Annotated in this window: 23 protein-coding genes and 1 pseudogene; 15 read left to right on the top strand and 9 right to left on the bottom strand. The window is 42.9% G+C overall.

Translation table 11 applies throughout. The annotated features are described in order from the left end of the window. Window positions 1-230: 230 nt before the first annotated feature. The gene (locus BM090_RS10205) at window positions 231-3,485 is read right to left on the bottom strand and encodes a S8 family serine peptidase (RefSeq protein ID WP_091511947.1); all 3,255 of its coding nucleotides are present in this window, start codon (window positions 3,483-3,485) and stop codon (window positions 231-233) included. A 283-nt stretch (window positions 3,486-3,768) separates the two neighbouring features. Between BM090_RS10205 and gpmI the strand changes: the two genes are divergently transcribed. Continuing rightward, window positions 3,769-5,283, top strand: coding sequence for a 2,3-bisphosphoglycerate-independent phosphoglycerate mutase (gene gpmI, locus BM090_RS10210; protein WP_091511951.1), 1,515 nt, complete (start codon window positions 3,769-3,771; stop codon window positions 5,281-5,283). 12 nt (window positions 5,284-5,295) lie between these two features. Beyond that, window positions 5,296-5,613, top strand: a complete 318-nt coding sequence (locus tag BM090_RS10215; protein ID WP_091511955.1) for a rhodanese-like domain-containing protein — start codon at window positions 5,296-5,298, stop codon at window positions 5,611-5,613. Window positions 5,614-5,663: 50 nt separating this feature from the next. Here BM090_RS10215 and BM090_RS10220 read toward each other — a convergent pair whose 3' ends face one another. Together BM090_RS10220 and BM090_RS10225 are read right to left on the bottom strand one after the other, a co-directional pair. Next, a complete protein-coding gene (locus BM090_RS10220; protein WP_091511958.1) occupies window positions 5,664-6,809 on the bottom strand; it encodes a hypothetical protein in 1,146 nt (381 codons plus the stop codon). A 10-nt stretch (window positions 6,810-6,819) separates the two neighbouring features. Next, entirely contained in the window at window positions 6,820-7,434 is a 615-nt protein-coding gene (locus BM090_RS10225) for an RNA polymerase sigma factor (RefSeq protein ID WP_091511961.1), read from the bottom strand. A 21-nt stretch (window positions 7,435-7,455) separates the two neighbouring features. On the opposite strand from BM090_RS10225, the gene BM090_RS18375 reads away from it, so the two are divergent. The 4 genes from BM090_RS18375 (at window position 7,456) to BM090_RS10240 (ending at window position 10,507) form a co-directional block, all read left to right on the top strand. Next, window positions 7,456-7,623 (top strand): hypothetical protein, encoded by a 168-nt coding sequence (locus BM090_RS18375; protein ID WP_177199904.1) that lies wholly within the window; start codon window positions 7,456-7,458, stop codon window positions 7,621-7,623. A gap of 207 nt (window positions 7,624-7,830) precedes the next feature. Then, on the top strand, window positions 7,831-8,829 hold the full coding sequence (locus tag BM090_RS10230) for a HEPN domain-containing protein (RefSeq protein WP_091511964.1): 999 nt from the start codon (window positions 7,831-7,833) through the stop codon (window positions 8,827-8,829). 118 nt (window positions 8,830-8,947) lie between these two features. Continuing rightward, the gene (locus tag BM090_RS10235) at window positions 8,948-9,460 is read left to right on the top strand and encodes a GNAT family N-acetyltransferase (RefSeq protein ID WP_091511967.1); all 513 of its coding nucleotides are present in this window, start codon (window positions 8,948-8,950) and stop codon (window positions 9,458-9,460) included. Between the two features lie 174 nt (window positions 9,461-9,634). Continuing rightward, window positions 9,635-10,507 (top strand): Rpn family recombination-promoting nuclease/putative transposase, encoded by an 873-nt coding sequence (locus tag BM090_RS10240; RefSeq protein ID WP_091511969.1) that lies wholly within the window; start codon window positions 9,635-9,637, stop codon window positions 10,505-10,507. 107 nt (window positions 10,508-10,614) lie between these two features. Here the strand turns inward: BM090_RS10240 and BM090_RS10245 are convergent, their stop codons facing one another. Next, complete coding sequence (locus tag BM090_RS10245; RefSeq protein ID WP_091512114.1) at window positions 10,615-11,823, bottom strand: RsmB/NOP family class I SAM-dependent RNA methyltransferase; 1,209 nt, start codon at window positions 11,821-11,823, stop codon at window positions 10,615-10,617. A 93-nt stretch (window positions 11,824-11,916) separates the two neighbouring features. After that, the gene (locus BM090_RS10250) at window positions 11,917-12,891 is read right to left on the bottom strand and encodes an isopenicillin N synthase family dioxygenase (protein WP_091511975.1); all 975 of its coding nucleotides are present in this window, start codon (window positions 12,889-12,891) and stop codon (window positions 11,917-11,919) included. A 260-nt stretch (window positions 12,892-13,151) separates the two neighbouring features. Between BM090_RS10250 and BM090_RS10255 the strand changes: the two genes are divergently transcribed. Together BM090_RS10255 and BM090_RS10260 are read left to right on the top strand one after the other, a co-directional pair. After that, window positions 13,152-13,658, top strand: coding sequence for a DUF6678 family protein (locus BM090_RS10255; RefSeq protein WP_091511978.1), 507 nt, complete (start codon window positions 13,152-13,154; stop codon window positions 13,656-13,658). Between the two features lie 15 nt (window positions 13,659-13,673). After that, a complete protein-coding gene (locus BM090_RS10260; protein ID WP_091511982.1) occupies window positions 13,674-14,783 on the top strand; it encodes a DegT/DnrJ/EryC1/StrS family aminotransferase in 1,110 nt (369 codons plus the stop codon). A gap of 8 nt (window positions 14,784-14,791) precedes the next feature. Here BM090_RS10260 and pstB read toward each other — a convergent pair whose 3' ends face one another. The 4 genes from pstB to BM090_RS10280 are packed head-to-tail and all read right to left on the bottom strand — an operon-like array spanning window position 14,792 to window position 18,129. After that, on the bottom strand, window positions 14,792-15,556 hold the full coding sequence (gene pstB / locus BM090_RS10265; RefSeq protein WP_091511985.1) for a phosphate ABC transporter ATP-binding protein PstB: 765 nt from the start codon (window positions 15,554-15,556) through the stop codon (window positions 14,792-14,794). A gap of 5 nt (window positions 15,557-15,561) precedes the next feature. Next, window positions 15,562-16,407 (bottom strand): phosphate ABC transporter permease PstA, encoded by an 846-nt coding sequence (gene pstA / locus BM090_RS10270; RefSeq protein WP_091511989.1) that lies wholly within the window; start codon window positions 16,405-16,407, stop codon window positions 15,562-15,564. Then, a complete protein-coding gene (gene pstC / locus BM090_RS10275) occupies window positions 16,404-17,282 on the bottom strand; it encodes a phosphate ABC transporter permease subunit PstC (RefSeq protein WP_091511992.1) in 879 nt (292 codons plus the stop codon). The genes pstA and pstC overlap by 4 nt, the downstream gene beginning before the upstream one ends. A 19-nt stretch (window positions 17,283-17,301) precedes the next feature. Next, window positions 17,302-18,129 (bottom strand): substrate-binding domain-containing protein, encoded by an 828-nt coding sequence (locus BM090_RS10280; protein ID WP_177199905.1) that lies wholly within the window; start codon window positions 18,127-18,129, stop codon window positions 17,302-17,304. 174 nt (window positions 18,130-18,303) lie between these two features. Between BM090_RS10280 and BM090_RS10285 the strand changes: the two genes are divergently transcribed. From BM090_RS10285 to BM090_RS10315, 7 genes and pseudogenes are all read left to right on the top strand, one after another. Next, window positions 18,304-19,362: an NAD(P)-dependent alcohol dehydrogenase gene (locus BM090_RS10285; protein WP_091512000.1), complete on the top strand. Its 1,059-nt coding sequence runs from the start codon at window positions 18,304-18,306 to the stop codon at window positions 19,360-19,362. 373 nt (window positions 19,363-19,735) lie between these two features. Beyond that, the gene (locus tag BM090_RS10290; protein ID WP_091512004.1) at window positions 19,736-21,124 is read left to right on the top strand and encodes a hypothetical protein; all 1,389 of its coding nucleotides are present in this window, start codon (window positions 19,736-19,738) and stop codon (window positions 21,122-21,124) included. Window positions 21,125-21,127: 3 nt separating this feature from the next. After that, window positions 21,128-21,685: pseudogene (locus BM090_RS10295) on the top strand (DNA methyltransferase); the annotation flags it as partial. A gap of 77 nt (window positions 21,686-21,762) precedes the next feature. Then, the gene (gene tnpA / locus BM090_RS10300) at window positions 21,763-22,203 is read left to right on the top strand and encodes an IS200/IS605 family transposase (protein ID WP_091512007.1); all 441 of its coding nucleotides are present in this window, start codon (window positions 21,763-21,765) and stop codon (window positions 22,201-22,203) included. A 187-nt stretch (window positions 22,204-22,390) separates the two neighbouring features. Next, on the top strand, window positions 22,391-24,040 hold the full coding sequence (locus BM090_RS10305) for a peptide-N-glycosidase F-related protein (RefSeq protein WP_091512010.1): 1,650 nt from the start codon (window positions 22,391-22,393) through the stop codon (window positions 24,038-24,040). 211 nt (window positions 24,041-24,251) lie between these two features. Then, window positions 24,252-25,607, top strand: coding sequence for a methyltransferase RsmF C-terminal domain-like protein (locus BM090_RS10310; protein WP_091512013.1), 1,356 nt, complete (start codon window positions 24,252-24,254; stop codon window positions 25,605-25,607). A 100-nt stretch (window positions 25,608-25,707) separates the two neighbouring features. Then, the gene (locus BM090_RS10315) at window positions 25,708-26,907 is read left to right on the top strand and encodes a formimidoylglutamase (RefSeq protein ID WP_091512016.1); all 1,200 of its coding nucleotides are present in this window, start codon (window positions 25,708-25,710) and stop codon (window positions 26,905-26,907) included. The last annotated feature ends 70 nt before the right edge of the window (window positions 26,908-26,977 follow it).

The raw sequence follows: 26,977 nt of genomic DNA on the forward strand, positions 1-26,977 counted from the left end.
TCTCGTAATACTTTTATCCAATAAAAATATGCTTTCTCTAAGAAGCTAATTTTACTTTTTTAAACCTCTAAAATTGGCTCAAAAAAACAAAACCTTCAACTAATAACGAAAGATTTTGTACAAAATTCGCCCCAAAAGAAAGCATATTTCAAATGTTATTGTCCACTAAAAATCTATTTTTCAGCAACTTACCAATTTGATTTTAACCAAAAAAATATTTGCGTTTTAGTTTAGTGTTGAATGTAAAGCGGCAGTGTTTTTTGGGTTTTGTCTCCCCAAACCCGCATATAATAACAGCCATCAGGCAAAGCAGGCAATATAATTTGTTCTTGCTCCTGTTTGGTTGCCCCAACAGCCAGTTCTTTGCCCTGCAAATCGTAAATTGTCCAGCGGAACGGCATCACATTGGGCGGAAGCACCAATGTAAAAATGCCCGTATTGGGATTTGGATAAATTTTAAGAGAATTTTCAAAAGGTGAATCGGTCGCTGTAATGTCGTTAATTACTTGATAATTCAGCGTTACCGTATCTATACAACCCGTTGTATTTTGGACAGCCAAACGAATTGGGTAAGTCCCCGTTTGGGTGAAAGTGCGCGTTACTTGCGTTTGAGTTTGCGCAAAACCCGTCCCCAAATCCCAAGTACGCGAATTAGTTTGTGCGGTTAGGTCTGTGAAAGTAGCCGTAGTATGAAAAGCCAAATTTAGTGTGGACGGGTTTGTTCCAATTTGGCCGTTGGCTTTGTCCCAGCGCACGGTAATCGGCTGCGCATAGCTCTCAAACAACGAATCGGCGCAAGTAATGTACAGCTTGGTGCTATCTCCCGTAAATGCGATGTTATAAAACGAGCCTTCGTGTATAAGCGTATTGAGTGAAGCATCCGAATAAAATCGAAATTTAGAACCATTCGTGGGCAGCACCGTTACATTATACGGCTGACAAACTGCCATATTAGCCACCGACGGCACAGGACTCATATTGCGTATTTTAAAATTGGCTTTTATTTGTAACGCACTACTTTTCAAATCATTATAATTATTTCCAACCACAAAAGAAAACGCTACTTTTCGTTTTTCGTTTGGCAAAAAGTTACGAAGTTTTGCGCCATTAACTTGCAGCACATCAGAGCCAGTCGGTTTCAAAAAACCTGCGTGCTGGCGATACACGCCGCGCGAAAGTGTAATGTATTTTTCTTGGTCAGAGAATCCATCTACCATATAAATATTATTGCTATCTACCGCATTGGCATTGTCGATGGCATAAAAAGAAGGCTCTTGTGGCGAGAGCAATTGCACGCCCACGTAAGGCGTGTTCGCCGCCAACGCATAGCTATACCCCAAATTCAACTCACTGTTCCACTCTGTACGGTTATGCGTCGGAATCATAATATCAAAATCCGTAAATACGCCAACGTGCAAACTATCATAGGTTTGCCCCGAAAGGTTCTGCAACTCATATTCTACAACAAAGTTCTTATCCTGAGGAGCTTGCTTGTATTCGTAGGCAGTTTGTTTGATACGAATACGAAGTGGCAATACCGCCGCAGAATCGGCCATCACCGCCGAAACTTGTTGTTTACTGGAAGTATTAATATCATATCGTACGGGTTTGAGGGGTACAAAATCCTTTTCTTGTTCGGAGAGCACCCCGCGCAAACAATCAGAAACCCTTGTTTGTGAGTAGCCCAGCACCAAGCCCGATTCATAAATAAAATTAAAATTGCCCCACTTCATTCCTTTTCCTTTTTGGGAATTATCATCAACATATCCCAATCGGCCATTTGCGCCAACGCTTGTAGCAATTTGGTTGAGGTCAAGATTCGCATATCCATTATTTATGGTTACTTTAACATGTTGATAATCGCTGTAATTAGCCCCCTGAAATTTAACCGTAAACCACACATCTAAGTTTGTGAGCGTATCATTTACGACCAAAAATTTGAAAGGAGTAGCCGTGTTCGAGTAGCTGGCGAGTGTAGCTAATGAATTGACGGTACAGCTATTATTCAATAGCGATATATAAGAAGATTCTGTGCTAATAGATACATTGAGATTAGCGACAGGGCTTAAATAATTAGTAAAAGTAAGCACCAATTTGGCCGTGTCAGGGCTAAGAATAACTGCTCCATTTTTTCCCGTCAATTTTTGATTGGTAACTCTTACGGCTGTATTAAATGTTTTATTCATCGCCTTTTGCATATTGAGTCGCCCTGTTCCCATTTTGCCCGCATACGGCACATTGGCAGGAATTTGGTCAATATTATCCGAATTAACGCGCAACAGTTCAGTTACTTGTTGGGCAGTAAGGCTCGGATACGCGGAATATACCAAAGCCGCCGCTCCCGCCACCATAGGAGCTGCAAACGACGAACCGCCACCAATATTTCCAAAAGCTCCACCCGCCGTAACTCCGTACACACTCGCGCCTGGAGCCGTCATGTCTATGTATCGGCTATAAGTGGCATAATAATTACGTTGGTCGGCCACGTCTGTGTGCACCACCGACAAAATATTTCGATACGAAGCAGGATAAAAATCAAGTTCGGCGGGCGTGTTTCCTCCCGCTGCCACCACTACTACATTTTTATTTAAGGTTGCGTAATTGATAATTTCTTGTTCGGAGAGCAACGGAACATATGGATTTCCCCACGACATATTAATGGCTTTACAGCCCATATCTGCCGCATAAACAATTCCTTCAAAGCCACCAAACGAACCCGTATTATCGTTGGCATATACTTTAATCGGCAACAGTTTGCACCTAAGCCCCGTACCTACTACTCCAATGCCGTTATTACCTCTGGCAGATGAAATACCCGATACATTCGTTCCGTGCGGATTGGTAGGTGTAGGGTCGTTGTCATTATTGGCCATGTCCCAACCCCTATAATCATCGGCATAGCCATTTCCATCGTCATCTATTCCATTGATAGGGTCAGCCAAATTATATTTAATATTTTTTCCTAATTCGGGAATGGCCCACTCCACTCCAGTATCCAGCACAGCCACACTTACCGTAGAATCGCCCTGATGTACGTCCCAAGCCTGATAGGCTTTAATAAGATTTAAAATCGTATATAAATCCCCTGACGTTTGAGCCGCTGGGTCGTTGGGCATATACAACGGGCTATAATACCGCTTGCGTTCGGCGTATTCAAGTTGTTGCGTACGCAAAAGTTTGGTAATTGCCTCGTTTTCGTCTGCGCCCTCTTCCAACACCAATTCAAACATTAGCGAAAGGTCTGCGAGCGGCTGCCCGTCTGCCGACAGTTTTTCGCGGGGCGGCTCGTGTTTAGGAAATTTCCGCCCAAACGATTTGACTTTTAACCCGCTCAGGCTTACAAACAAAGCGGAGTTTTTGTCTGTTTCTGCGCCTCGATATTCGGATTTTACTTTGAGCCAAATCACGCCTTTTATGTAGTTTTCTGCCCCATACACTGTCTGTACGAGCAACAATATCATCAAAATCAAAGTGGTCTTACGCATAGCATTGAGTTTATAACAGTAGAAATTATACCCTAATGGCAAACAAGTTAATATTTTATGTTCGGGAGTTCAAATAATTCATATTAGATAAAAATAATTCATGTAATAACAATACACAAATAAGGATTATTTACGTAAAACGCATGTATTTTCATGTTTATACGTGCAATCGAATGCCTTCCCAATTGTGTATTTTTTAGGCTATTGCTTCCAAAAATATTTGTACCTTCGCCCTTGAGGGAAGTCCCTTACAACAGCCATTTTTGTTTTTCTTTTATATACAATGAAAAAAGCTATTTTAATGATTTTGGACGGCTGGGGCATTGCCACCAACCCGAAAGTTTCGGCCATAGATGCCGCCAAAACACCTTTTATTGATTCTTTGTACAAAAAATATAGCCATAGCAAACTGCAAGCCAGCGGGTTAGCCGTAGGTCTGCCAGATGGCCAGATGGGAAATTCGGAAGTGGGACACATGAACTTAGGCGCAGGCCGCATCGTGTACCAAGATTTAGTAAAAATCAATTTGGCGGTAGAAGATGGTTCTTTGGCTAAAGAACAAGTATTGCAAGACGCATTTTTGTACGCCAAAGCCAACGACAAACGCGTACACCTCATTGGTTTGGTGTCTGATGGCGGCGTTCACTCGCACATCAATCACCTGAAAGGTTTGCTTTCGGCGGCGGCGGCACAACATCTCAAAGAGGTATATGTGCATGCGTTCACCGATGGCCGCGACACTGACCCCAAAGGCGGCGTAGCTTATCTCACAGAATTACAGGAACATATCAATAAAACAACAGGCAAAATTGCGTCGGTGGTTGGTCGTTACTACGCCATGGACAGAGATAAACGTTGGGAACGTGTAAAACTCGCGTACGATTTGCTTATTCACGGCAAAGGCGAGCACACCAAAAACGCCATTGAAGCCCTACAAAAAAGCTATGACGCAGGCGTAACAGATGAGTTTGTGAAACCTATTTTTGTGGAAGGTGCGCATCACATCGAGGCCAACGACGTAGTAATTTGCTTCAATTTCCGCACCGACAGAGGCCGCGAAATCACGATGGCACTCACGCAAGAGGCTTTCCCTGAGCAAGAAATGCGTCCTTTGCCGCTGTATTACGTTACGCTTACCAACTACGACGACACGTTCCGTCATGTGAAAGTAGTTTATGACAAAGACAACCTTAACAATACGTTGGGCGAAGTGTTAGAAGGCGCAGGCAAGAAACAAATTCGTATTGCTGAAACCGAAAAATATCCGCACGTAACATTCTTCTTTAATGGCGGTCGCGAAGTGCCTTTCGAAGGCGAAAGCCGTTTGCTTTGCCCGTCGCCGAAGGTGGCTACTTACGATTTGCAACCCGAAATGAGCGCGTGGGACATTACCAACGCCATCGTACCCGAATTGGAAAAAGAGCAAGCCGATTTTGTTTGTTTGAATTTTGCCAACCCCGACATGGTTGGGCACACGGGCGTATTTGAAGCTGCCGTCAAAGCCTGCGAAACGGTGGACGCTTGCGCACAGCAAGTAATCACGACGGCTTTAGCACACGGATACAGCACCATTGTTATCGCCGATCACGGCAATTCGGATTGCATGATAAACGAAGACGGCACGCCAAACACAGCACACACTACTAATCTTGTGCCTTGTATTTTGGTGGATTCTGATTTTGAATTGGGCAAACACCACACCATCAAAGACGGAAAGTTGGGCGATATAGCCCCTACTATTTTGAGTTTGTTGCAAGTGGGCAAGCCTGCCGAAATGACTGGCGAATCATTGATTTAATTTTCTATAAAAATGAAAGAAATAAGCGTTGTGCAATTGCACGAACTACACCAAAATGGCGCAGATTTTCAGCTAATTGACGTAAGAGAACCATTGGAACACGACATCGCCAACATTAGTTACGCGGTGCTCATTCCGCTGGCAGAAGTGCCCGACCGTCTCGCCGAAATTGCCCGCAACAAACAAGTAATTATCCATTGTAAAAGTGGCGGACGCAGCGGTAACATTGTCCGTTGGCTCATGGCACAAGGCTTTGACAATGTGTATAGCTTGGCGGGAGGCATTACAGCTTACGCGCAACAAATAGACACGTCTCTGACCGTTTATTAATAAAAAAAATCCCTTTACATTCGTAAGGGGATTTTTTTTATTTTATCTCATCACAACTCTTCTTCTTCGGGCACAAGCACCACTTTTTTCCAATACTTTTTCTTGAGCTTGCGCAATGGCCGCACGCTATCGGTTTTCTCCAGTTCGTAAATTTCATTTCTATCTGTTAGAATCAAAAAATACTGGTCTTCGGCATTGCGCACAACCTTCTTATTTACCCCGCCAAAAGCTCCGTAAAGCGTCAGGAACGTATCATCAAACTGATAATGAAAATCGTAGTTCGGGTTGTGCGTGTTCAGCAATGTTTGCGGCGTAACTTCCACTACTCCACTGGCCAATTTCAACGCATTATTTGCAGTGTTTTTGTTTACAAAACGCTCTTCCAAGCCTTCGCCCAATTGTGAGGTGGTACCCAAAAATCCTTTGTCGATGTGCTGTGTTTCGGTGTTTTGTTGTGGCAGCAGTTGCGCCAAAATGCTCGCGTCGGTTACGGGTTTGAGTGGCAGCACTTTGCCGCCCGTTTCCGAGAGTTTATAAAACTCATGCCCATGCGCCAAATATTGCTGACCTTGTCGGTCGTAACGGAAATCGGCTTGCTGTTGGTCAAATTTCCCAAACAACGTGAGTTGTCCTTCGTGGAAACGATAATGAAACGCATATTTCGCATTGTCGTTCACCACCGCCATCGGCTTGCGTTTAGCAGTTTTTCTTTCTGATTTTTTATGAATATTCGGGATGGTTACAGGCTTTTTATTTTCTGTAACTATTTCATTTTCAGTATTTTTTACCGGCGTTTCGGCCACCAAAGGCAACTCCGTTTTTGGCGGCTGCACCACCACAGGCACAGGCTTTTTTAGTGGCTCTGGGAGAATGTTTGGTTCTGATTTTGGCCAAAAATACCAAATTGCTACCGCCGACAACAACAAACCTCCACCCACGATTTTAGCCCAAAACTGCTGACGCGCTTTTTGCATGGCGGCCTGTCCAAAAAGTGCCTCGTGCATCTGCCCCAACTCCGTTTTGAGCTGCATGGCCGCACCCGCACGCACCAACCGCGCGGCTTGCTCTTGCAAATGCACTTCATTTTTGAGGTCGGCGTTTTGCGCCATTTCCAGCTCGAAGGCATGGCGTTCGGCCTGAGAAAGTTGCCCTTCCAAGTATGCTTCTATTTGCTCGGTAAGTTCTAAATTCTGCATAACCAATCGCTTAAACGCCTTTTGTTAGTGTATTTTGTAGCTGCGGCAGCAAGTGAGCCACCTTCGTTTTGAGCCTGTTCAGGCACTTATATTTCTGATTTTTCGCGCTGCTGGCATCTTTGTAACCGTAGGCCTGCGCAATGTCGTTCATGGATTTTTGGGCAAAATAATAATCCGACAGAATGTTTTGGCAAGGCGAACCAAGTCCCGCGAGCAAGTCGGGGATTTGTTCCATCACACCTTCCAACATTTCGCGTTGTTGCGGGTCGGTCTCTTGCGTCTCGTCAGTTTCGAGCCAATACGCGTACACGGACTCGCGCGACTTTTGGCGGTCGGTGCGCTGCAAACGCTTGAGCCACATATTTTGGCAAACCCTGTAAAGATAGGTTTTTACGGCGGTATCAACTAACTTAAAATCAGGATTTTGCGCCGATTTTATCAACAAAATAATACCTTCCTGAAACACGTCTTGCGCGTCTTGCTCCGTCCCCGAATTTTTGCGAACCATATTGGCCACGTAGCCAAAGTATTTTTTATAAACATAGCGTACCACAGCGTTGTCTTGTGCAGCCAACCCCGACAAAATTTGTTCGTCTGTATAACCAAACAATCCAAACAGTGCCATACGCTATTTTATTGAAAATAAATGATTTATCTCAATTCGTTGTCGTTTTCCGAATACGAATCTGGTTCGGGTTTTGGCTTGGCCGTCAGTACGCGCCAAAAGAAATACGCCGTCAGTCCCGTGATGGTGAGTTGTGTGGCCAAAGCCATGATTAAAGCCGATGTGTTCATACGTTCTAATATTTGGTAAGCAATATAGACATTCTGTTCCGAATTAAGCCTTTTTCTTCTGCAAAACAGCCTTTTTGCAATTTCATACAACTATTTTAAAATAAAACACAAAAACACTTGCAAGTACAATTTGGATTGATAAAATTGCGGTTACTCGTTTAGTGAGTAATAAACGCAATAAGGTTTGTTTATACGGATATTATATGCCATTTTATAAAAGACTTACATGGAAACAAAAGAATCGTGGATAAATTTCGCAACTATCGGTGGGACATACATTGACTTTAAACACCTAGACTTGACTCCTTGGGGAATCCGAGGAGGACTTGTAGAAAGCAAGGACACAGAAGAGTTTATTCGAGCCAGTTCTATGTCTGACATGTCTGAAAGAAATTGGAAGCATGTAAAAAATGTTTCTCAAAGTTCTGACGGGTTAGGAGGTTCAGGTAGGCATGGAGATTGGGAATATATGAATTTATTATGGCCTGTAGACTTTAACAACCCACCAACAGAAGAAGACTATTTTGAAGCAATAGGAGCAATTAAAGTAATTCATCCTTCAGAGTTGTATATACAGAACATTTTAAGTGCTCAATACTCTGAAGGAAAAGGAATTTATTTTAGCGAATGGAGCACCTACAATCATTGGTATAAATACAAAAAACCTCAAGACCACTATTTTGTTTGCCCAAAAGAACATATTCAGGAAACAAATAATTTTTTGAATTTTTACAAGAATAACTATAAAAAGCACAGTTATATTAAAAATGCAATAAGATATTATTTGGATTCATTCAACATAAATAGTGCTGAAATGTCTTTTATCTGTTTATGTATTTGTCTAGAGACAATTGTTCCTGGCAATGAGCAACTATCATACAGATTTAGAAGGAATCTTGCAGTCCTATGTGCAGAATCTGATGAAAGAGGTAAGAAGATTTATAAGAATGCCAATTTACTTTATAATTACAGATCAAAATTGGTCCATTCAGGTATGAACAGTAAAGATTTCGCTAAATTCGAATTGTTTTTTGAATATGCTCAAATTTTGGCTTCAAGAATGATAATAGAAATGATGTTACATGATATACCTTCTATTGAGGCCTTAGATAAAAAGTTAACCGAATTTGGTTTTGGACAAGGCAACTCCATTTCAGAGGGATACAAACAATTTAAAGGCAATATATCTACATGGATTAAAGTATTCGCATATGACATCCAATAGAAAAACGGCATATAACATCGTATTGGCAAAAGTGGCGGTTTCGTGCTCCACATCAACCCGCCTTCCGCAAGCCGCAAACCGTTGGCGACAAGCTTAAAAGCAAGCGATACAGAAAGAAATGAACGAAATTCAAAATATAGAAACTGAAAGAACGATAATGCGTAAACTGACAAAAGAAGACGCATCCGATTTCTATAACTTAAATCTTGACGAAGAAGTATTAAAATACACAGGAGACAAACCTTTTGAAAACATACAGGCTTCAATTGACTTTTTAACCAACTACGACCAATATGAAAAATATGGGGTTGGACGACTTGCTGTTATTGACAAAGCAACTACAAAATTTATTGGTTGGTGCGGACTAAAATATAGCCAAGATAAAAACGAATATGATATTGGATTTAGATTTAAGAAAAACTATTGGAATAAAGGTTTTGCTACTGAAACTGCAAAAAAATGTATTGACTTTGGTTTTACAGAACTTGGAATTGAAAAAGTAGTTGGACGAGCAATGAAAGAAAATATTGGTTCAATCAAAGTTCTTGAAAAAATAGGTATGAGATTTAAAGAAAACTTTGATTTTGAAGGACAACAAGGAGTAATTTACGAACTGACAAAAAATAAATAAAAAGCTGAACCGCTAACATCGGTTTGGTAATATAGCGGCTGACGTGCAAACTTGGAATTTTTTCGATTTTCTACTTGAACGCAATCCCAAAACCGTTAGCGGCAACCGCAGAAAGAATCCATTTACGAGCAAGGCGTATTTGATAAGCATATTGATTTTGAGTAACTTTGCTTAATGGAAGCCTTATACACAGATGACCAAATATTTATTCCGATAATTTCGGACTATGGTTTCAAAGCCACTTTTGGCAATGAAGCAAATACGCTTTTCTTGCGTAGGGCTTTGCAGGCTCTTATCAAGTCGGATGTGCCAATAAAAGAAGTCAAGTTTGACAAAAATACCTTTGAAGGCATCACACAAGACGGCAGAAGTGGCATTTTCGATTTATCTTGTATGGATGAAAAAAATAATCATTTCATCGTTGAAATGCAGTATGGCGATGCTCCCTATTTTGTACAACGCATGAAATTTTATGCTTTGCACAAGTTTAACGCAATGGTAAAGCGTGGTAAATTCGACTATGGCACGCTGACAAAAATCTATTGTGTAGCTATCTTAGTTAACGACATTCTACCTTATCCTCCATTTCATACTGTCGCAAACCTGCGAAACGAACAAGGTGAAATTTTTGATGACCAAATGACGTTTATTACGGTAGAGTTAGATAAATTTACATTACAAGAATTTGATTGTCAGACTGATTTACAAAAACTGATTTATACAATGAAAACGATACATACAGTTACTCAACCGACACAATTTCCAAAATTTTGGGATGAAGAGTGGCTCAAAATAGCCATTGACGAGTTGGACAGTCGTAAAATGACACCTGACGAAAAGGCTTCATTGGAGATTTTGATTGCTCGTAATGCAGAATCAGTAAAAGCGGAGAGTAGAAAAATAAAAGAAGCCGAACAGAGAAAATCATTAGAGTTTGTAACTGGACTTTTACAGCAAACGAACTTTGACATAAATAAAATTGCAACACTGGCAGGGGTTTCAGTGGACTTTGTTGAATCTGTTCAACGACAACTTGCTAAACAATAGATACTTATATTATTTTCATTGGAAGATATTTGACTGAAGAAAGAAACTGCCACCAACCCACTAAGTTGGTGGCGGTTTCTTGTCCTTTTGAGTCAATCAATTCATTACTATTTCTTCTTTCTCTGCAAAGCGGCCATAAAAAATCCGTCTGTGCTATCAAAAGCAGGCGAAAGGCGGCGACTTTCCAACAGTTCAAACTGCGGATTATTTTCCAAAAACGTCTGAACTTGTCGTTCGTTTTCGGAAGGCAAAATGCTACACGTGGCATAAACCATCATGCCATTGGGTTTGAGCATCGTGGCGTATTCTTGGATAATGTGCTGTTGCGTGCGGCGAATATTGTCCAGAAAATCAGGCGAAAGTTTCCATTTGGCATCAGGATTGCGGCGCAGCACGCCCAAGCCCGAACACGGCACGTCCAACAAAAGACGGTCGGCAGTGCCGCGTAACTGCTGGATTATCTGGCCTTTACCTATCGGGAAAGTATGGATATTGTCCAGCCCCGCACGGCGTGCGCGACGTTTTAACTCGTCGAGTTTGCGCGGCTCTACGTCTAAAGCCGTGATTTTGCCTTTGTTTTGCATCAAAGCCCCGATGTGCAATGTTTTGCCGCCTGCCCCCGCACACGCGTCTATCACGGTCATGCCTGCTTTGAGGCGCAAAAACGGTGCTACTTGCTGCGAAGCCAAATCCTGCACTTCAAAAAAACCGTCGCGATACGCTTGCGAATTGGCAATGTTTTGGCGTTTGGTCAGTAGCAGTGCGTCAGGCGCAAGCGTTGTTTTTTCTGTCAAAATCCCTTGATTTTCAAGTTCTTGTTTTAATTTTTCCAAAGAAATTTTGAGGCTGTTGGCACGCAACACCACAGGAGCTTCCGAGTTCATGGCCGCGATTTCTTGCCCCCACGTCTGGCCGATTTCCGCTTGCCCCAACTCGTCGAGCCAATCAGGAATAGACACCAAATCCGCACGGCGCGTAATGGCGGCGCGGCGGGCGTTCCAGTCGGTTTGGCTAAGGCTTTGGTAAATGGGTTTGTCGGGCAAAGTGTGGCCTTTGAGCAACCAATGCACCCCAAAAAGTTGGTGCAACTGCTCGGCGGTCAGGTCGGGAGCTTGGCCATACACAGCCCACAGCAACCGCCACCAACGCACCATTTCGTAAATATTTTCGGCCACAAAAGCGCGGTCACGTGCGCCCCAACGGCTATCGGATTTGAGCGTTTGCTCTACTACTTTGTCGGCGTATTGGTGTTCGGCAAATATTTTGAGAAGCGATTGAACCACCGCTTCCACCAGATTGCTGTGAAGTCTGACCATCTGTTTTTTGTGTCTTGATTTGAGCCAAAAAACCCACAAGGCAAAAGCTACCTTGTGGGCTTGGGGCAATATTTTTCAGAAAATTAATTCAATTTATTTTTTCAAACCCAATTCGCGCAAACGCTCTTCGAGGAACTCGCCTGCGGTCATGTCTTCGTAAAGTTTTGGATTTTCGGCATCAATGCACGAGTCCAAGCAAGTCAAATCCATTTCCGAACGTGGGTGCATAAAGAACGGAATCGAGAAACGAGACGTTCCCATTAGCTCGCGCGGCGGATTTACTACGCGGTGAATCGTGGATTTGAGTTTGTGGTTGGTGAGGCGGTCGAGCATATCGCCCACGTTTACAACCAACTGGTTTGGCAAAGCCGTAATCGGAATCCAAACACCGTCGCGGCGCAACACTTGCAAACCGTCGGCACTTGCCCCCATCAACAACGTAATGAGGTTAATGTCGCCGTGTGCGGCTGCTCTCACTGCGTTCGGGTCGATAGCGTCAGGGTTTTCTATAGGGAAATAATGGATTTGGCGCAAAATACTGTTGCCATTTTTCACGCGCGAATCAAAATAAAATTCGTCTAAGCCCAAATACAAGGCAATGGCGCGAAGCATCTGAACACCAGCCTTTTCCAAGGTTTTGTAAGCCTCTTCGGTAAGTTGCGCAAACGCTGGCAACTCGGCAGGGAAAATATTGTCAGGATATTCGTTTTTGATAGGGTCGCCATCTTCCACGAACTGGCCTACATGGTAAAATTCCTTGAGGTCGGCAGCCTTAAAACCTTTGGCCGTTTCGCGGCCTTTGCTGATGTATCCGCGTTGGCCAGCCAATTCGGGAACTTCGTATTTGCGTTTTACGTCTTCCGAAAGTGCAAAAAATTCTTTTACTGCGGCATATAATTTTTCGACTAACTCGTCGCTAAGTCCGTGATTTTTAATGGCTACGAAACCGATATTATTGTAGGCTTCGCCCAAATCTGCTACGAATTGTGCTTTGCGGGCGGCGTCGCCTGAAGTGAAATCTGCCAAATCCAACGAAGGGATTGCATCCAATAGTTTTTGGTCGTTCATATGTTTTAAATAGGTATTACGAAATATAACTTTGGGGGACAAAGATATATTTTGGAATTTAATAATCGAATGACTTTCGTAAATAAAAAAACTGCCAACCGCCGCAAGGTGGGTGTTTTATATCCCATCAATTAGGTTTATATTTGACATTGGCAATGACCATTTAGTCTTTTTTATCAAAAACAAAACACACTTCATTTATTTACTCATTAGTAACTGGCTAAGAATGACATATTACAAAACATAAATGCAATTGAACAATGAATAATATTGAAAGGCAAAAGACATGGATTGATATTTTTGAAGACCCCAATATTTCTGAAAGAGAAAAATATAAGTATTATACACAGAATGACGAGTATGTATTAAAACTAAAAGAAAAAGTTAGGCAAACCATCAACCAAAAAGGGTTAGTATCTATAATGAATGACACCAAATGGCTGAAATTACAACACGGCGTTCAAAGCCTACCATTTCCACCTCCATACATCGAAAAATTAGTACTCGAAGAAAAATCCTTTGAAGAAGTACAAATCTCAGATAAACCACGATGGTTTGGCGATTGGAGTCCATTTTATCAAGAGGGAATGTTTTTATTTTTCGCCATTGAGTACATAAAAGTAAGGCCTTGTTATGCAGAGCATAATGGCCGTTTGGTTGCTCCAACAATCATAGATGAGACAGCCGCATTTGAACAACTTTTACAAGAATTGCATATCCCTTACGAAGAAGACAAGGGCGTTTTTATCATCTACGGATACAAATAATATTACTTACCAAAAATGCACATTCCCTTTATCGATTTTGCGCCAAGTCATGCGCCACTCAAACAAGAAGCAATGCGTTTGTTCTCAGAATTTTACGACGAAAACGTATTTGTTTTGGGGCAGCGCGTGGCAGACTTTGAGCAAGCCTTTGCGCAGTACACGGGTGCGGCGCATTGTGTGGGCGTTGGCAATGGTCTCGACGCGCTGACTATCGCCCTCAAGGTGCTGGGCGTGGGGCGTGGCCACGAAGTAATTTTGCCGTCCAATGCCTATATCGCGGCCTTGCTGGCGGTGTCGGCGGTTGGGGCGCGGCCTGTGCTGGTAGAACCATTTTCAGACACTTTTAATATTGATTATCAGCGTATTGAGGAGAAAATAACACCCCAAACACGTGCTATTATTCCCGTGCATTTGTTCGGGCAAAGTGCTGCCATGCAGCCGCTCACGGACATAGCCACCCTACACCAACTTTGGGTGATAGAAGACAACGCACAAGCGCACGGTGCCACATGGGCGGAGCGGCGTACGGGTTCTTGGGGACATCTCAACGCTACGAGTTTTTATCCGACCAAAAATCTGGGAGCGTTCGGCGATGCAGGCGCACTCACCACCGGCTCGGCGCAATGGGCAGAACAGGCGCGTTTGTACCGAAATTATGGTTCGCGGGAGCGTTTCGTAAACGAAGTGCAAGGCCTTAACTCACGGCTGGACAGCTTGCAAGCGGCTTTTTTATCACTGAAAATAAAGCATTTAGACCACTGGACGCAACTAAGGCAGCAAGCCGCCGCGCAATACGCCGAGCAGTTGGCTGGCCTACCCGAATTGCAGTTGCCAGTATGTGCGCCACAAGCCACACACGTATTTCATTTGTACGTGGTGCGCCATCCGCGCCGCGATGAGTTGCAACATTTTTTACAACAAAAAGGCATACAAACAGCCATTCATTACCCCACACCGCCGCATTTGCAAGCCGCTTACAAAGATTTAGGCTTCGGCAAAGGTGCTTTTCCGATAGCCGAACAAATGGCTGCTACAAGCCTGAGTTTGCCGATGTTCGCGGGAATTACGCCCGAACAAATCGCGTATGTGTGCGACATGATTCGCCGTTTCTCGCAAGACAATTAACCTTTAGCTTATCCAAAATGACCGCTGATATAGTTTTTGGTCAGCTCCTTTTGCGGACGGTGAAAAATATGCTCACAAGTATCGTACTCAATTAGTTCTCCCAAATACATAAAAGCCACTTTATCCGAAATTCGTTGCGCTTGCTGCATATTGTGCGTTACGATCACAATCGTATAGTGTTCTTTTAACTTCAGGATCAATTCTTCTATTTTGTTGGTACTAATCGGGTCGAGGGCAGAGCATGGTTCGTCCATCAGAATCACTTCTGGCCGCAACACGACGGTTCGAGCAATGCAAAGGCGTTGTTGTTGCCCTCCCGACAATTTAACCGCAGGTTTTTTAAGCTCGTTTTTCACCTCTTCCCAAAGATAACTTTCCCGCAAGGCATTTTCGATAAGTTGTGGTATTTCATTTTTAGGAAATTGGTGAATACGAAGTGCATACGCCAAATTATCATAAATACTTTTGGGCAACGGATTGGGCTTTTGGAAAACCATTCCCACGCGCTTACGAATCTGCGTAACCGACACTTGCGGCGCGTACAAATCCTGATTATCCAAAAACAATTTGCCTTCGATACGCGCATCTGCCACCAAATCGTGCATACGATTAAACGAACGCAATAAAGTAGATTTCCCACAACCCGAAGGCCCAATCAAGGATACAACTTGATTTTTGGGAAATTCGATAGAAACATCTTTTAAAATTTGCTTTGTACCAAAATATAAATTCAGGTGCTGGCAAGAAAGTTTAGGAACATCGGGCGTAAGCATTGGCTTTAGTTTTTATTTCTGTGTTTGAATCGAATAATAAAAGCCACCGCATTGAGCAAAAACACTAACACAATGAGCACCACGGCGGTAGCATAAGCCAATGGCCTGACTTGTTCGATGGCACTGTGTTGGGTAGATAGCATATACAAGTGATAGGGCAAAGACATAAACTCCTGATTTAGCGCAAAAGAAATTCCGTTAATATAAAACGCTACACCCGTAAAAAGAATCGGTGCCGTCTCCCCTGCTGCTCTGGAAAGCGTCAGGATTACACCCGTCAAAATGCCTGAAAGGGCTTGAGGCAATACCACATCTCGGATCGTTTCGAACTGTGTTACGCCCAAAGCCAGTGTTGCCTCGCGCATGCTATTGGGAATGGTCTTGAGTGCTTCTTCGGTGGTGGTAATGATATAAGGCAACGACAACAAACCCAACGTTAGTCCCGCCGACAATACCGACGTACCCAAACCCAAGCCCTGCACGAACAAGGCCAAGCCAAACAAGCCATAAATAATCGAAGGAATACCCGCCAAATTCCGAATAGATGCCCGAATGATATTGGTCAGCAAACTTGGTTTGGCGTATTCGTTCAGATAAACTGCGCACGTGATCCCGAAAGGAACTGCAAACAGCGTCGTGATAAACGTCAGCATCACCGTACCCACAATCGTCGGCAAAATCCCTCCCTTCGTCATGCCTTGCGTCGGGTAGCTACTCACAAATTCCCAAGAAAGTGCGGGAAGGCCTTTACTAAAAATATCGTATAGAATTATTCCCAAAAACAAGCAGACTAAGGCCGTACTACTCAACAGCAATAGCCAATTCAATATCGAACGAACGGAATCCCTCATGATTGAAATTTTCTAAGTCGGTTAGCAAAATATTCGCCCACCAAATTTGCGGTTAGCGTCATTCCAAAAAGTATAATAGCAATGGCAAACAAGGCGAAATAGTGGGTGGTTTGGTACGGCACTTCTCCCATTTCTATGGCGATAGTTGCCGTAATGGTTCGCACCGAATCCAGAAAATTTTTGGGAGTAGCCGACACATTGCCAGTCGCCATCAACACGGTCATCGTCTCGCCTAAGGCACGCCCCAGACCCAACATCACAGCGGCAATAAGTCCAGGCAACGCGGCAGGCAACGTTACCTGATAAAGCGTTTGCCAGCGCGTCGCTCCCAACGCCAACGAGGCTTCCCGATGGCTTTGCGGCACGGCACTAATGGCTTCTTCACTTATCGTAATAATTGTGGGTAAAGACATGATAGCCAACAGAATAGACCCATTCAAGGCATTCAGGCCATTGGCAATACCAAACAGTTTGGACAAGTTTGGCCCCACCAATACAATTCCTAAAAAACCAATCGCCACCGACGGAATGGAAGCCAACATTTCTATCAACGGTTTGAGCAACATATGGAGGCGGCGCGGCGCAAATTCCGACAGAAAAGCCGCCGTCAGAATCCCCAAAGGCACGGCCAACAACATCGACCCAAAAGCAACAAACGTGGTACTAATCACCAACGGCCAAATACAGTAATTCGTATCGGGGTTCCACTGCGAGCCTGTCAGGAAGTCAATGGGTTTTATTTGTAGAAAAAAAGAAATGCTATTGCCCAACAGCATCAGAAAAATGCCCGCCAACAACAATATAGTTGCAAGCCCCGTTGCTTTAAAAAGTTGCTTCAACAACCAGTCTATTTGTTCTCGTCTATTCGCTTTCATTACGTTAGGGTTGGGAAAATCATCGGACAGGATAATAACCAGACGCTCGAATCAGTGCCAACCCCTCCGAGGTTTGCTCATAATCCAAAAATGGCTTTACTTTTTGCTTATCACTTGTTTTATAAAACTGAAACAAGGGTCTTTGAAAAAAATATTGGCCTGCCATGATGCGCTTTTCATCTAAAGGCGAGACGGCAATGGGTGCTTTTTCGGTATAAATTTTCAAAATTTTTAATCCCTTGTGCGCCTGATTCATCACATAGCCTGCGCCCACATAACCAAGCCCCGAGCTGTCCGCTTTGACGGCCTCTAAGATTTGGGCATTGCCGTTCATTTGCTTGGCATAAGCCGAAAAACGAATCCCTAAACGATGTTTCACGTACTCATATGTCCCCGAATTGCTCTGACGGCCATAAATATTCACGCTTATTTTTTGTCGGCTAAAAATCTCCCAATTATCCACTTCCCCACTCAGCAATAAGCCCAAGTTTTGGGTGCTAATCGAATCAAGCGTGAGTTTGTCCGACACCACAAAAGCAATGGCATCTTGCGCAAAAACAAAGGAGCTTACCGCCATCTTTTTTTGTGAAAACAAATGCAATTCACTGGGATTAATGTCGCGTGAAGAATTGGCAATATCTGCTGTACCATTGAGCAAAGAGGCAATCCCCAATCCAGAACCGCCACCAGAAACCGAAATAAGCAAATCGGGGTCATGTAAATGATATTTTTCGGCCAATAACACAGCCAAATTCACTTCCGTGTCCGAACCCTTTATTTTGATAGTGCGGTGATTTTGGCTACAAGCACAAAACCACCAAAGAAAAAAAAGCCATAAATAACGCATGGGCAAAAATGCGCTCTTTACACTAACTAAATATTAGTCTAATGTTATGGTTATAAAAAGTTTACCACCTCTTACAAAACTCTTACTATTATATGTAACTTTATCAAAACAAAACTTTTTAGTCTAATTTTTGTTGAACGAGAATAATATTCACGATTTCCTTCACAACATTTTATGGCAACATTTTCAGTAAAAGCCTTTGGCACGCCTGCCCGCGATGCAGACCTAAAACTCATGACCGTTGACCGCCGCGAAACTACGCCGCAAGATGTTGAGATAGACATTTTGTACTGCGGCGTTTGCCATTCGGACTTACACACGGCTCGCAACGATTGGGGCGGCACGAAATACCCCGCCGTACCGGGCCACGAAATCGTGGGTCGCGTAACGAAAGTCGGCGCAGCCGTCAGCAAATTTAAAGTTGGCGATTTGGCCGCCGTCGGCTGTATGGTGGACTCTTGCGGCACTTGCGAAAGTTGCCAACAGGATTTGGAACAATATTGCAAAAACGGTTTCACGGGCACTTACAACGGCAAAGACAGACATTCTGGCACACAGACATTTGGCGGTTATTCCGAAAAAGTAGTGGTAGATGAGCGTTTTGTATTAAAAGTACCCGAAAATTTGGATTTGGCGGCAGTAGCTCCATTGCTTTGCGCGGGCATTACGACTTGGTCGCCATTGCGCCACTGGAACGTGCGCGAAGGCAGCAAAGTAGCCGTAGTGGGCTTGGGCGGCTTAGGGCACATGGCCATCAAATTGGCCAAAGGCTTGGGCGCAGAAGTAACGCTATTCTCACGCACAGAAAGCAAAACCGAAGATGCGAAACTATTGGGCGCAGACCACGTGGTTATTTCTACGAAAGAAGAGCAAATGCAGGCGGTGCGCGGCAAATTTGATGTGATTATCGACACAGTACCTTACGCGCACGACCTGAACCCTTACACGGCCACGTTGGGCATCAACGGCACATTGGTTTTGGTAGGCTATTTGGGGCCATTAGAACCAAGTTTGCATACCGTACCGATGATTATGGGACGCAAGTCGGTGGCGGGTTCGCTTATCGGTGGCATCGCCGAGACGCAGGAACTTTTGGACTTCTGCGGCAAACACAATATCGTATCCGACATTGAGCTTATCAAGATGCAAGACATCAATGAAGCCTACGAAAGAATGCTAAAAAGTGATGTTCGCTACCGTTTCGTAGTGGATATGGCATCGCTAAAGGCTTAATTATAAGTACATTTTACTCAAAAAGGGATTCTCTTTGTATAGCTTAGAGAGTCCCTTTTTTGCTTGGTGAGAGGTGCATTTTTAGGTATATTTGAGCCGATTACGTGGTTTTAATCGGCTCAAAACAAACGAAATATGTACAATTGGCAGTACACTACTTAGCCAAACTTCACATTCTTTTACCGCAAGGCGACGGCAGAAGTACGCACTATATTTTGAATCTGTAACCCTGTTTTTTATTTGAACCAAATTTTGTATAATTACAAGAGAAAATAGTTGTATTTTGTCCTTTTGTGTAGGATTTTGCTGAGGAAATGGTAAGCAGATTACATTTCACAAAAAACACAGTAATTTCATTTAATAACACTAAAAAATGAGCGACTTTTATTGTTTAGATGTAGAATTTGATAATGTTGATTTTGATAATTATAGTTATTATCCTCACAAAAGAGTAAAAATCAGTGTGGTTCATCATGCTCATTTATACATAGAGCAGAATGAAATAGAATTGAGAATCTTATTTGACGAAGAAACTTATTTTGATGAGGCCTTTATGAATTGGTCAAATAAAATTAATTGGAACAAATTTGGTTCTTTTTTGAAAGTCAAAGTAACCAATAGTAAGATAAATGAACGGTTACAAAAAGTTAATTTATCTGAATCTAAATTAATTAGTGTTAGAAGTCATACCAATTTCTACGAACAAAACAAGAAATACATTAGTGTAAAAATTAACACTGTAAAATTTTATTGGCCACCAAACGAACAAAAGAAAAACACAGCAGAGTTTTACTTAGACGACAAAGGTTTTAGAGTTATAGAACCATTTTATTCTTTTTTATGGCCTAAAAACGAAGAGAGCTTCAATATTGAACGAATGGACAATTCAAGCGAGTTTTACAAACTTGAATCTTCAGAATTTCGTCCAGAATTCAATTTCATTTCCAATGATAGCCGCAAAAATAGAGTTGCTACTATAACTAAAGAGCCTAAAATTCAATTTAAATATAACAATATAATTACCAAAGAAAAAGCGATTTTTTATGGTGATATAGTTTTAATATTGATTTCATTTTATCATCACATAAAGATTGATTACATACTGCGTAGGATACATTTACCTGCAAATACAATCACGATAAAAAATCTTGAGCAGAAAAATTTTATTGACACAAGTGGAAATCTTAGAGAGTTCGATATTTACTGGGATTTCAATGAGTTTTTACAAAAAAGTTGGCAAAAAGGTACTTTACAAAACTTCGAATTACTTTCAAAAGCAGTTAATTTATTTAACCAATCACATATAGTTGATGACTATTCTAGGTTTTTAATTCGCTATAACATCATTGAAATTTGCGATAAACAAAAGCAAAACAATGTAAAATTTACAGTTATTTTGAATAAAAATCAGATAAAAATAAAACAAAATGAAGCATTAAGCATATTACTAGAAACAATCAAAACGGAGGAACATGAAGAATTTAAAAAGCGTTGGAATAACGTGCAGGGACTGTTACAAAACAAACCAATGAAAAATCAGTTGACATCATTTTTAGAAAGTCAAAACTTAGACCCAAATACATTTCCAATAAAACTGAATGATTTAAAAAATCTTCGAGACAACATTACACACGGAAGCATTGACAAAGTAAATGCGGAGCAACTTAGGCAAGCAAATATTTTACTTTACAGAATTAGTGGAATACTTATTTTAAATTTAATGGGAATTAATGATTGGAAGCTGAACACAGAAATAACCTAAACCAAAAACTGGAACTGCACAACGCTTGAAGAACTTTATGACCAAATCGAAGACCGAAAACAAGCCAACCAAATTGTAAATAGCCTCAATATTTGTGACCCTGCCGTTGGTTCGGGGCACTTTTTGGTGTCGGCTCTCAATGAAATGATTGCCGTAAAAAACGACCTGAAAATTCTACAAGACCGCACGGGCAAGCGACTCAAAGAATATCAGGTGGAAGTGGTCAATGACGAACTAATCGTAACAGACGATGAAGGCGAACTGTTTGAATACAACCCCACTAACAAAGAAAGCCAACGCATACAAGAAACGCTTTTTCACGAGAAACAAACCATTATCGAAAACTGCCTTTTCGGGGTGGATATTAATACCAATTCGGTCAAAATTTGTCGTTTGCGCTTGTGGATTGAGCTTTTAAAAAACGCTTATTACAAAACCGATGCGAATGCTCATGGCTTGAACCGTGAATTATGGGAATTGGAAACGCTTCCGAATATTGACATCAACATCAAATGCGGAAACTCGTTGGTGAGCCGTTTTGCCATTGATGCGAATTTAACCGCCCACGGTTTAAACCGTGGGCAATAGCATAAAAACCGTTTGAATGATTTTAAAACCACAATTTAAAAAAATTAATTATGCCACATTCATTCAACAAAATATGGATACATGCCGTTTGGGCAACCAAAGAACGAATGCCTTTGATTCATTCATCGGTTGAACATCAAATACATCAATATATGTCAGAGCAGTTGCGTGAACAAGGGTGTCCTGTAAGAATTATCAACGGAATGCCAGACCATGTTCATTGTTTATTTTTGTTGAGTTCCCAAAAATCCATTGCAGAAGTAATCAAACAAGTAAAAGGGAGCAGCTCGCATTTTATCAATCAAAATAATCTTATTGCCGACAAGTTTGCTTGGCAAACTGGCTATGCTGCTTTTTCGGTATCAGAATCAGTTGTGGAGAAAGTGTTTCACTACATTAAAAACCAAAAATCACATCATACCCAAAAGCCATTTCAGCAGGAATATGATGATTTTTTAAAATTGTATGGGTATGGGCTCAATAATGAGTGATAAAAAATAAATCTTCATCGCCCACGGTTTAAACCGTGGGCGATGAAATACGCATAATTGTATCCTTTTGATAGTCAAGTACAATTATGCGTATTTTTTTATTGTTAGCAGAAAAAAAATCATGTGTACTCATGTTTCGGATTTTCATTTAACTTTGAAAGCAAAATAACTTCCTTTTATTTACCTTATGAAAAAAAATCTACTTTTTGCACTCTTGGGACTTTTGTTCAGCCCTAAGCTGCTTGCCCAAGACACGCTAACCGTGTTCAACAATGTGCCATTTTACAGCATGTACCATTATTTGGGTGCAGGCCAAACGCTTCCTGTTGAGGCTTATTCCCAAATACCGCAAGACGCAATTAGGATTCACGCCTACGAACTTGATGTGATTTCGCGCAAGCTAACCGTCAACGAAATCTCCGCCTTGGGCAGCAGCCTGACGGTCAATGTTACGCTTATTGCAGCCTGCGACAACTACGACCGCTTAGCGGGTGTCAATTTAGTGCTTGCCCCCAAAGGCGACACGACTTACACTTGGGATCAAGCCAACATCAAGCGGATCGAAATTGGCCGTTTTATCACGCCATTTATGAACAAAAATGCCACCATTAAGCAAGTGCCTTACACGTACCGCGTGGACAACATCGCCAGTTTGTTACACGACTCCACACTGATGGCCAATTATGACGCTTGGATTGAGTTTCGGGCAGATGGTTATTCCGCCGCCGCCAACACTGAGGTAGCAGGCTGCGCCAATCGCACGGACGTGTTTCGCGGAACACTTACCTTCGTATCCGATGGCGCACCCGACACGACCAGCAACAAATTTTTCTTGCCTATTTCCTATCGCCAAAATCTCAACAACTACAACGCCACTGATGTAGCAGGCCAAACGACCCGAATCGTTAATTTCACGCTCGACCAACCCGTAGAAAACGCCGTTTTGTACCTGATTACCTCCAATCATGGCTCGAACAGTGGCGGCGAAGAATACAACCGCCGCGAACATTATGTATATCTCGACAATGAACTAAAGTTTCATTACAAACCTGGCGGCAAATCCTGCGAGCCTTATCGCCAATACAACACGCAAGGCAATGGCATTTATGGTTCTGCAGTCCAACCAGTAAGAAGTTGGCTTTCGTTTAACAACTGGTGTCCAGGTGATGCCGTTCCGAACCGTGAAATTCAGTTAGGCAATTTGGCGGCGGGTTCGCATAGCATCAAACTAGACGTACCGACTGCCGTTTTCACGGGTGGGCAAGGTTATTTCCCTGTTTCGATGTATATTCAAAACCGCCCAAGCGGTCAGGAAATTTGCCGTGCACCTTACAACTTAGCCATTACTGGTCAAGCGGCGGACTCTGTTTCTTTGTCTTGGACAGAAAACGGCCAAAGTACACAATGGGAAGTGCTCTGGGGACGCAAAGGCGTTTACAGCACCAGCAACGACTTTTATCAGCCAGTCAACGGAACACCCGTTATTTCGCGTGATAGCCTCAAAAAAACATGGTTTTACGAAATGTATGTACGTTCCAAATGCGATGGCGGCTCCAATAGCGAATGGGTTGGCCCTGTATTTTCGGCTAAAATCGTGGCTGCCAAGCCCAACCAAAACCCAAATGTAAGCGTGTATCCAAGCCCAACCAAAGACGTAGTGTATATTTCAGCTCCTACGGCCATCGAAAAAGTATGGGTATATGCCGCAGACGGTCGCCGTGTGCTGGAAAGCAGCGAAGCGAAAGTAAATCTTTCAGGCTTGGGCAAAGGAATGTATTTGTTCGCGGTTTATTTCGCAGACGGGCAATTTGCTACCCACCAAATCGTGAAAGAATAACAAAGTATTTATTCATAAAGATTTTAGTACAAAAAATCCTGCCCGTGTTTGGAGCAGGATTTTTTTGTGTAGATGAAATTATTTTTGCCAAAATCGATACATACATTTTTCATTTCCTCCTCTCTCATTTCATTGGGAAAGTATTTTTCCTGAATTTTGGCACATGATATAATTGGCCTGCAAGGGCTGTTTTTAATTTCCTTTGTTTTTGATGCAAAATTCTATACAAGTTCCTGCCGCACTGCTTGAGTCGTTGGCGCATTTGCCTTATTTTGAAACCGAACCTTTTTTGGCGGTTCATGCGCAAGCGCAAGCTCCCGTTTCCATTCGCCTCAATCCCCATAAAAACTACCTGCTTCCAGACGCGGCGCAGCCTGTGGCATGGTGCGAAAACGGCTTTTATTTGCCTTCACGACCTGTTTTTACGCTCGACCCGCTTTTTCATGCGGGTTGCTATTATGTGCAAGAAGCCAGTTCTATGTTTATAGATTTTTTGCTTAAAAATCTACTGGAAACAGAGACACCGATACGCGCCTTAGACCTTTGCGCCGCGCCAGGGGGCAAAAGTACGCTGTTGCAAGCAGCCTTACCCGAAGGGAGTTTGCTCGTCAGCAACGAAGTAATCAAAGCACGGTCAGGGATTTTGGCCGAAAACCTCAGCAAATGGGGCGCGAGCAACACGGTAGTAACCAGCAACGACCCATCAGACTTTGGGCGGCTGACAGGTTGGTTTGATTTGTTGCTCGTGGACGCGCCTTGTTCGGGGTCTGGAATGTTCCGAAAAGATACCGATGCTATCGCCGAATGGTCGGAGGAAAACGTAACGCTTTGCAGCCAACGCCAACAACGCATTTTGGCCGATGTGCTGCCCACGCTCAAAGAAAATGGCTTGCTGATTTATGCCACTTGCTCGTACAGCGAAGCCGAAAACGAACAAATCGTAGATTGGCTCATCGACGAGTTTGAAATGCAGCCCGTAACCGTCCCGATTCCGTCTGAATGGGGCATTGTTTTTACCCAAACCCCCAAAAATCAAGCGGGCGTGTATCGGTTTTTCCCGCATTTGGTGCGCGGCGAAGGGCTTTTTGTGGCTTGTTTGCGCAAAACCCAACCCGAAGACGAAGCACAACACCGCAGCCGCCAGAAACCCGCCAAATTGGATACCAAATTGTTGCGTAAATGGCTTAGTGATGAACAACTTAGCTTCATGCCATTGCAAGAGGCCGTTTTAGCTGTACCTGCGGATTTGGAAGCGGATATTAAATGTTTGGCCGATAATTTCTATTTGCGTAAAGCAGGCGTGCGACTCGGCGAACTAACAGCCAAAGAGCTAATACCTGCGCATGAGTTGGCCGTAAGTACATGTCTTGCAGAAGATTGTACGCGTATAGACCTAACCAAAGAGCAAGCCATCGCCTATTTGCGCCGCGACAATTTCGAACTGGATACCAATGTGCGCGGCTGGGCTGTGGTTTGTTATGAAAATGTACCGTTGGGCTGGGTAAAAGCTTTGCCCAACCGATTCAATAATTATTACCCCAAAGAATGGCGCATCCTGATGCAATAATATTGCATTTGTTTTTTTAGCATTTTAATTTCAACTTGCTACAAAACCATTGCATAACATTTGTAGTTGCCATCATTACGCTAATTATCTGTACGTTACCATGAGTCTGAATATTTTTTTAGATAGCCTGCAAGAATCTGATTTTGAAAGCATTAAAGATTCTTGTTCGTTCAAAAAAGCCATCGAAATCAATTGGAATTCGTTTCCTGATTGGGGCGGCGCACACATTGCCATTATTGGCGTACCCGAAGAGCGCGGCACAAAAACCAACGAGGGAACAGCACAGGCCGCAGACGTAATTCGACAGAAATTATACAAGCTCAAGCGTGGCACAGGAGCTTACAAAATCGTGGATTTGGGAAATTTGCGTCTCGGCGAAACGCTGGAAGATACACATTCTCGTTTGCGGGAAGTGTGCGCCATGTTACTGGAACACAATGTTTTTCCGATTGTGTTGGGCGGCTCGCATGACCTTTGTTTTGGGCAATACATGGGCTATCAGGTACTCGGCAGACGTATGAGCATCGTCAATATTGATGCATTTATTGACATGGAAGAATTTGAGGGCGAGAGCTTTAGTCAACATCATCTGTACAAAATCCTGACGCATTCGGACACGCATTTGCTCGATTATATTCATTTGGGCTACCAAACGTATTTGGCCGATCGCCATACCTTAGAGGCACTGGAAAAGCTCCACTTTGAGGCGCGTCGTTTGGGCGTAGCGAGAGAGGATATAATTAAAAATGAGCCACTTATCCGCGATGCTGACATGATGACTATTGATGTTTCGGCGATTCGGATGGCCGATGCACCAGGTTGCGCACAATCCCAGCCTTTTGGTTTTTCGGGCGAAGAGGCTTGCCAACTGTGTTGGTACGCAGGCCAAAGCAACAAACTAACCAGTTTGGGTATTTACGAATATAATCCGTCGTTGGACATGCGCGGCCAAACGGCTGGCATCATTGCTACTATGATTTGGTATTTTATCGAAGGGTTTTACAACCGTCAGCCAGATTTTGAGATGAACAAACCCAGTACTTTTTACAGGTATTTGGTACAAATCGACAGCGCACCCAACCACCTGACGTTTTACAAATGCACACGCACAGACAAATGGTGGATGGGCGTGCCCTACAACCTTTCCGACACGCAGGAAGAGCAATTGTATTTGTTGCCGTGCAGCTACTCGGAGTATTTGGAGGCCACGCATGGCGACTTGCCTTTGCGCTGGATTATTACCCATGCCAAACTACAACTCAATGGCCTTACGCCTCCCAACTGGGATAAAAATTCTTAATCAATGCTAACAAAAACAAAGCCCCGATAAATCTAATTATCAGGGCTTTATTATTTTATTCAATATTTTT

Origin of the sequence: Flexibacter flexilis DSM 6793, from assembly GCF_900112255.1 — a bacterium.
Lineage (GTDB): Bacteria > Bacteroidota > Bacteroidia > Cytophagales > Flexibacteraceae > Flexibacter > Flexibacter flexilis.